This is a genomic window from Bacillus sp. MAG717A (genome assembly GCF_036884855.1).
Classification (GTDB): Bacteria; Bacillota; Bacilli; order Bacillales; family Bacillaceae; genus Bacillus; species Bacillus safensis.
In genome coordinates this window covers 2,522,581-2,529,045 of the sequence record NZ_CP145733.1, presented here as the reverse complement: position 1 = coordinate 2,529,045, position 6,465 = coordinate 2,522,581, and the positions used below count along the sequence as shown (strand labels likewise).

At 41.3% G+C, this 6,465-nt stretch carries 7 protein-coding genes and 1 pseudogene; all 8 read right to left on the bottom strand.

What is annotated here, in order from left to right; translation table 11 throughout:
* Positions 1-157: pseudogene (locus tag V6Z54_RS13010) on the bottom strand (argininosuccinate lyase); the annotation flags it as partial.
* The gene (locus V6Z54_RS13005; protein WP_024424806.1) at positions 154-1,365 is read right to left on the bottom strand and encodes an argininosuccinate synthase; all 1,212 of its coding nucleotides are present in this window, start codon (positions 1,363-1,365) and stop codon (positions 154-156) included. The gene V6Z54_RS13005 and the pseudogene V6Z54_RS13010, both read right to left, overlap by 4 nt.
* Before the next feature lie 173 nt (positions 1,366-1,538).
* The gene (locus tag V6Z54_RS13000; RefSeq protein WP_041086605.1) at positions 1,539-2,054 is read right to left on the bottom strand and encodes a MogA/MoaB family molybdenum cofactor biosynthesis protein; all 516 of its coding nucleotides are present in this window, start codon (positions 2,052-2,054) and stop codon (positions 1,539-1,541) included.
* Between the two features lie 105 nt (positions 2,055-2,159).
* Complete coding sequence (locus V6Z54_RS12995; RefSeq protein ID WP_024424808.1) at positions 2,160-3,344, bottom strand: acetate kinase; 1,185 nt, start codon at positions 3,342-3,344, stop codon at positions 2,160-2,162.
* A 229-nt stretch (positions 3,345-3,573) separates the two neighbouring features.
* Positions 3,574-4,548 (bottom strand): class I SAM-dependent methyltransferase, encoded by a 975-nt coding sequence (locus V6Z54_RS12990; protein ID WP_058838283.1) that lies wholly within the window; start codon positions 4,546-4,548, stop codon positions 3,574-3,576.
* Between the two features lie 88 nt (positions 4,549-4,636).
* A complete protein-coding gene (gene tpx / locus V6Z54_RS12985; protein ID WP_024424810.1) occupies positions 4,637-5,137 on the bottom strand; it encodes a thiol peroxidase in 501 nt (166 codons plus the stop codon).
* A 111-nt stretch (positions 5,138-5,248) separates the two neighbouring features.
* Positions 5,249-5,701, bottom strand: a complete 453-nt coding sequence (gene ytfJ / locus V6Z54_RS12980) for a GerW family sporulation protein (protein ID WP_024424811.1) — start codon at positions 5,699-5,701, stop codon at positions 5,249-5,251.
* A 14-nt stretch (positions 5,702-5,715) separates the two neighbouring features.
* On the bottom strand, positions 5,716-6,423 hold the full coding sequence (locus V6Z54_RS12975; protein WP_041086610.1) for a DUF2953 domain-containing protein: 708 nt from the start codon (positions 6,421-6,423) through the stop codon (positions 5,716-5,718).
* Between the last annotated feature and the right edge of the window lie 42 nt (positions 6,424-6,465).

Here is a 6,465-nt window from a genome sequence, read left to right as displayed (position 1 = left end):
CACCGAGGATACCGCATTTATTCAGCATACTTGCATGAGCAAGGGAGCCGGTCAGATCTTCTTTGACTAATTGTTTGTCGAAATGAATGGACGCGCCAAACTCATCGACCCATTTTTCTGGTGTTTTTTGAAATCGGCCTCCCCAAAGCTTTTTCATGCTTTAACCTGCTCCTTTTTATTCACGATGCTATTTACTTTTGTCGGTAAGCCCCAAAGGTTAATAAATCCTACAGCTGCATCATGATCAAATTCATCTGCTTTTGTATAAGTTGCGAGATTTTCATCATAAAGTGAATATGGTGATTTACGTCCTTCTACAATGGCATGGCCTTTAAATAGTTTCACACGTACAACACCCGTTACGTTTTGCTGTGTTTCTTGTAAGAATGCATCTAGTGCTTCTTTAAGCGGTGAGAACCATAAGCCGTTGTATATTAATTCAGCCATTTTTTGTTCCACGATTGGTTTAAAGTGTGCGACTTCTTTAACAAGCGTTAAGTCTTCAAGCTCTTTATGTGCTTTAAGAAGTGTGACTGCACCTGGGCACTCGTACACTTCACGAGATTTGATCCCAACAAGGCGGTTTTCAACGTGATCGATTCTGCCAACACCATGCTGACCAGCGACTTCATTTAAATGAAGGATAAGATCAGATAATGAATACTGAATTCCGTCAATCGCTGTCGGTTTTCCTTTTTCAAACGTGATTTCAATGATTTCAGGTGTGTCAGGCGTTTTTTCAAGTGGATTTGTCAGATCATATGCACCCTCTGGCGGCGCAGCCCAAGGATCCTCTAAAATGCCACATTCGTTACTTCTGCCCCAAAGGTTTTGGTCGATTGAATATGGGCTGTCTAAGTTAATCGGAATTGGAATACCGTGTTTTTGTGCATAATCGATTTCCTCATCACGAGACCATTTCCATTCACGCACTGGCGCAAGAACTTCTAGATCTGGATTCAATGCTTTAATGGATACTTCAAAACGAACTTGGTCGTTCCCTTTTCCAGTACATCCATGAGCAACTGCTACTGCATTTTCTTTTTCTGCTACTTCCACTAATTTTTTTGCAATTAGCGGACGGGATAGTGCAGATACTAGTGGATATTTTCCTTCATACATTGTGTGTGCTTGTAATGCAGTGAGTGCAAACTCTTCAGCAAATTCTTCTTTTGCGTCAATCATGTATGATTGAACTGCCCCGACTTGAAGCGCTTTTTGTTGAACGAATGCCAAGTCTTTTCCTTCACCTACGTCAAGGCAGCAAGCAACAACTTCGTATCCTTGCTCTTGTAACCATTTAACTGCAACAGAGGTATCAAGACCTCCGGAATATGCTAATACAACTTTTTTATTTTGTGACATGATTGAAAAGCTCCTCTCGCTTGTTTTGATTCTGTGAATGTTTTTTGCATAAAAATAAGTTTTAATTTATAAACATGCATTTAGTATGTATACACTGTAACAAGGAAAAATTGTTTTTTCAACCCCTTTATGAAAAAAACTCTGCCAAATTTTCTTGGCAGAGTCATTTTGGGCTATTTTTGATCTTTTTCAAGCTCTCGTAAGACGTGAGGAAGCTCTGGAATCACGAGTTTTGTCATGGCTAAACGAACGGCTCCGGTAGATCCCGGCGTGGCAAAGACAGCCTTTTGATTGACGACCCCTGCCGTTGCCCGGGACAAGATAGCAGCTGAACCTATGTCTTCTGTATAGCTGAGCATGCGGAAGATTTCACCAAAGCCAGGCAGCTCCTTGGAAAAAAGAGGGGTAATCGCTTCAATGGTCACATCCCTTGCAGCAATTCCTGTTCCGCCATTTAACAAGACGGCATCTATTTTCGGTTCGCTTGTTCCTTCTAGCACAGCGTCTTGAATCGATCCAATATCATCTTTTACAATATCGTATGCAAGAACAAGATGTCCCTGTTCTTTGAGCAAATCAATCATTAGGCGCCCGCTTTTATCTGTTTCCTTCGTTCTTGTATCACTGACCGTAATGACCTTCACATAAAGCCTTTCTTTCGCCTCACGTTTATGTTCTGTCACGCTCATTTTCCGCACCGCTCCCTTTTACTTCATATTGGACAACATTATAGCATGCTGCTTTTAACAGAAAAAAGCTCTTTTCCTTATTGGAAAAGAGCTTTTCAAACTTGATTACGCTAAACGCATAACGTCTCTTGCAATCATTACTTCTTCGTTTGTTGGAATGACGATCACTTTTACAGGAGAGTGCGGGTAGCTGATGAATGCTTCTTCGCCTCTCATGTTGTTTAGGGAAGGATCCCAGTAAACGCCCATGAATTCTAGACCACGAAGTACACGTGCTCTTACTTCTGAACTGTTTTCACCGATTCCAGCTGTGAAGATGATCGCATCTACACCATTCATTCTTGCTGCATAAGAACCGATGTATTTATGAATACGGCTCGCAAAAATATCAAGAGCAACTTCTGCACGGTCGTTTCCTTCTTCTGTTGCTTCTTCGATATCACGAAGGTCACTTGACAGACCAGACACACCTAAAAGACCACTCTTCTTATTCAAAGTAGAAAGCACTTCTTCAGCAGTATGTCCTGTTTTTTCCATAATGAATGGAATAAGAGCAGGGTCAATGTTACCTGAACGTGTCCCCATTGCAACACCAGCAAGTGGTGTAAAGCCCATAGATGTATCGATTGATTTTCCGCCTTCAACTGCTGCGATACTCGCACCATTACCAAGGTGGCAAGAAATCAGACGAAGCTCTTCTAGTGGACGGCCTAATAGCTCTGCTGCACGCTCTGTAACGAACTTGTGGCTTGTCCCGTGGAATCCGTATTTACGAATACCAAAGTTTTTGTAGTAGTCGTACGGAAGGCTGTATAGGTAAGACTGCTCTGGCATAGTTTGGTGGAACGCTGTATCGAACACAGCAACCGCTGGTACGTCAGGCAGAATTTGTTTGAATGCTTTGATTCCTACAACGTTTGCAGGGTTGTGAAGTGGTGCAAGCTCTGAAAGCTGATCAATGTCGTTAATCACTTCATCAGTTAAAAGTACAGAATCGCTGAATTTCTCTCCGCCGTGAACAACACGGTGTCCTACGCCATCAATTTCATTAAAGTCTTTGATAATGTGAAATTCAGTTAGTTTTTCAAGCAGCATTTTGACCGCTACTGCGTGATCTGGAATATCTGTCACTTCTGTTTTCTTTTCTCCATCTACAGAAATCGTGAAGATACTGTTGTCCATTCCAATTCTTTCAACAAGCCCTTTTGTTAAAACGGTTTCTTCTGGCATGTCGAACAATTGGAATTTAAGAGATGAGCTTCCTGCGTTGATTGCAATAATTTTGGACATTACTGTCGCTCCTTTTACTCAGTTGTTATATAAGGTTTCACGTTTTTTCCGGTGCTATATTCAACCTGTTTGACGGGTCTTTTATAGTTTAACGATAAGTCCGAAAAATATCTGACTTTTTCATTTAAACATTGAAAACTTTGCATTTCAAGTGCACCTTCAAACTGTTATCGCTTACATCGATAAGTCATTATTTTCTGAATAGTAAAATAGCCAGAAATTACTCTGGCTATTCTTTCGTTTCTTTTTCTTCTATAAACCACTGGTCTAGTTTTCGCATCACACCGACCATTGCTTCCTTTTGTGAGAAAGATGGAAGATTGGCAAACAGCATTCGTTTTGGTGCTTCCAGCCCTTCTTTTTTCTTTTGCATCACAAATAAGCTTTTGGCGTGTTTTTTATCCTTAAACATGGACACTGGCAGCTGAATTAACGCATTCATATACGCATGGTCTTTGATGAAATCCTTTAATTGTACGCTTTCTTTTCCTTCAAACAAGTCGTTTGGAATGATGAAGAATAAGAAGCCGCCTTCTTTTGTGTAGCGGAGGCTTTGTTCAATGAATAAATAATGGGCAAAGGCATGTCCTTCTTTTGCCTTTAATTCAAAGTCTGCTGCACGTTCATCATTTGGATAATAGCCGACTGGCAGGCTGCATACAGTGACATCTGCCGGTGAGATCAGAAGCGGTTCAAGACTGTCCTGGTGGAAAAGCTCGACTTCTTTCTCCTCTAAATTCGCCTGGGCCCAAGCAATTTTAATGAGCACATCATCAATTTCAGACGCAAAGCCGCGCTTTGTTTCTGCAGTGAGATTGTTTAAAACCGCAAGAAGTAAGTTTCCTGTTCCCGCTGCTGGATCAAAGACAACAAGCTCTTTTTGACCTTCTAAAAATTTATTCACCAAATAGCTGACAAACAGTCCAATCGTATCTGGCGTCATCTGGCGATTTGGATGAGAAATATCCTTTTGACCTTTCAATACGGCGAGCTGAAACGCCTTACGAATCTGCTCATGATCATAAGAAGCAAAATCTGCTTTCTCTATTAAATCCTTTAATAAACCGTTTCGATCATTTGCTTGGAAAAAGGCTTCTCCTGCTTCTGCCAATGCCTCAATATAGGAAATGCTCTGTTCCTTTTTTAATCGAATAGAAGCTGTATCGAGCAGTTCAAAAATAGTACTTACTTGATCTTTCTGCAATGCTTTTCTCTCCTCGCTTTGTTAAAAGCTATATGTTCTCATTGAAAAGAGCCCCAGGATGAAGCCGGAGCTCTTGTCGATGCTGCTTTTATAACAGTGATTTTGCAGCTTCAATGGCTTTTTCATAATTTGGGTGATTCGTTGCTTCACTTACGTATTCAGTGTAAACCACTTTTCCGTTAGGGTCTAATACGAAGACTGCGCGCGCCAATAAACGCAATTCTTTCATATACACTCCGAATGCTTCACCAAATGACATATCTCTGTGATCAGATAATGTTTCGACATTTTCAATTCCGTTTGCTCCGCACCAGCGTGCTTGTGCAAATGGAAGGTCTGCACTAATCGTATAAATATTGACCGGACCTAAACCCGCTGCCTCTTCATTGAAACGTCTTGTTTGTGCGTCACACACACCTGTATCAATAGAAGGAATCACTGAGATGATCGTCACTTTTCCTGCTAAATCAGAAAGTGAAACTTCTCCAAGTGAGTTCGTTAAAACCGTAAAATCAGGAGCCTGCTCGCCTACTTTTACTTCATTACCTACAAGCGTGACAGGACTTCCTTTAAATGTGATCGATGCCAAAACAATTCCTCCCTTTTCAAATGTATGGTTCTATCATAGTAGAGAAAGCAAAAAACTGCAAAGCCTAATCGTCCATTTTGAAAAAAAGTTAACTGCAGCGCAGCTAACTTTTTAAAGGTCTATGTCATCTAGTTTTCGTTCTTTATGACGGTGCTCCCGCTCATCCTTTTTAAACATGTGCTGAAGACGTTCAATTGCTTGAGGAGCAGAATCCAATATTTTATCGAGCAGATGTGTGTGTTCATCCAAATGAAGCATTCGAACTCCGTTTGTTCCTACAATTAAGAAGGCAATTGGTGTAATCGATACCCCGCCGCCGCTTCCGCCGCCAAATGGGAGTCTCGGTTCTTTTCGTTCTTGATCATCAGAACGCTTTTCCTTCTTTTGGTTCCCGTTAAATTCACTGCCGCCGGCTGCAAATCCAAAACCAACCTTTGACACAGTGAGAATGACACTGCCGTCAGGGGTTTCGACTGGATCGCCGATGATTGTATTCACATCTATCATTTCTTTTAAGTTTTCCATCGCAGTCTTCATGAGACCTTGGATTGGATGATCTGCCATTTTCGGGTTCCTCCTTAAACAGATGATTCATTCTTCGTTGCTTGAAGAGAGGCACTTTTTCTCGCCTTTCTCCCTTTTAACCAATGAACAAGTAAACGAATGGCTGCAAGCATAGCATGTCCAATACGAAAATAAGCTATACATGTAAACTGAGTCTGTGACACATTGTGCTGAAAGGCCGGAATGACTTCATATACAGGTTTATGCTTAAAGGTGAGATGCTCCTGCATAAAGGCAAGCAGCGCTCCTTTAACTGACCACACACCGCCGGCTGCTACACCTGTTAAAGCGGCGTCATGAAAGCCGATCCATGTCGACCAGTGAAATGAGACAACCCTTATGTGAATGAAGAACTTGCGCATGATCCGATTTAAATCGACAATCTCTTTTGTGATGCGCTCCATTTGATGAAGGATTTGTTTCATATCACGTTTTCCTACTTTTTTATGCATCGATTCTTTTTCGTGATCAGGGGTTTTGGCGCTTTCCATTTTCTTTTCACGAATATCAATCGTTTGGTCTTCTGTATTGACCCTCACCATCGGAATCTCTTTTTTGAGTCTGACCAATCCATATAAGGTGATGACCTTCAGTGCAATATGGTCATTGTCGTTTGTATGCGAATAGTCCAGCGAAATGGTTACTTTCATGAAAATCAACAAGATCACAAGAAACAAAAACGCTGCGATCCAAACGTAAAGCACTGTGCTCACTTCCTCCATAACAAATGATGCTTCCCCTACGATTATGGCTCTCATTCTGGA

What these genes read in the sequence shown, in the direction of transcription:
- V6Z54_RS13005 (WP_024424806.1), bottom strand. Translation starts at nt 1,365, where the DNA reads ATGTCACAAAATAAAAAAGTTGTATTAGCATATTCCGGAGGTCTTGAT.
- V6Z54_RS13000 (WP_041086605.1), bottom strand. Translation starts at nt 2,054, where the DNA reads ATGAGCGTGACAGAACATAAACGTGAGGCGAAAGAAAGGCTTTATGTG.
- V6Z54_RS12995 (WP_024424808.1), bottom strand. Translation starts at nt 3,344, where the DNA reads ATGTCCAAAATTATTGCAATCAACGCAGGAAGCTCATCTCTTAAATTC.
- ytfJ (WP_024424811.1), bottom strand. Translation starts at nt 5,701, where the DNA reads ATGGCAGATCATCCAATCCAAGGTCTCATGAAGACTGCGATGGAAAAC.
- V6Z54_RS12975 (WP_041086610.1), bottom strand. Translation starts at nt 6,423, where the DNA reads ATGGAGGAAGTGAGCACAGTGCTTTACGTTTGGATCGCAGCGTTTTTG.